This window comes from Massilia sp. CT11-108 (assembly GCF_047302915.1).
GTDB lineage: Bacteria > Pseudomonadota > Gammaproteobacteria > Burkholderiales > Burkholderiaceae_D > Telluria > Telluria orientalis.
Window position 1 is genome coordinate 1 of sequence record NZ_JBKYMO010001322.1, and the last position, 375, is coordinate 375.

Below are 375 nucleotides of genomic sequence, written 5' to 3' on the forward strand. Positions count from 1 at the left end.
GATGGGCGTGATGCTTTCGATGCGCGCAGGCCCGCCGCCAGCCGCGCCAGCGTGGCCTGCGCGCCTTCCTGGTACAGGCCGGGGATCGTCATGAACTGCATCACGCTCGGCCGCGCAAACGCGATGCCGCGCGGTTTGCCGATCTGCAGCAGGTCGACCGGTTCCATGCGGCCGCCGGCCTGGCCCACACTGGCCGCCATGCCGTAGGGACGCACGGCGTCGAAGGTGCGCAGCAGGGTCGCGCCGCCGATGCCGTCGATCGCGAAGTCGACGCCGCGCCCGCCACTGAACTCGCGCGCCGCCGCGACGAAGTCCTCGTCGCGGTACAGGACGACGCGTTCGGCGCCGTGCGCGAGCGCCAGCGCGGCCTTGTCG

General features: G+C 72.8%; 1 protein-coding gene. It reads right to left on the reverse strand.

The features are described from left to right. The coding region (locus ACEN88_RS34610) for a zinc-binding dehydrogenase (RefSeq protein ID WP_413346926.1) at positions 1-375 on the reverse strand (375 nt) is incomplete at both ends.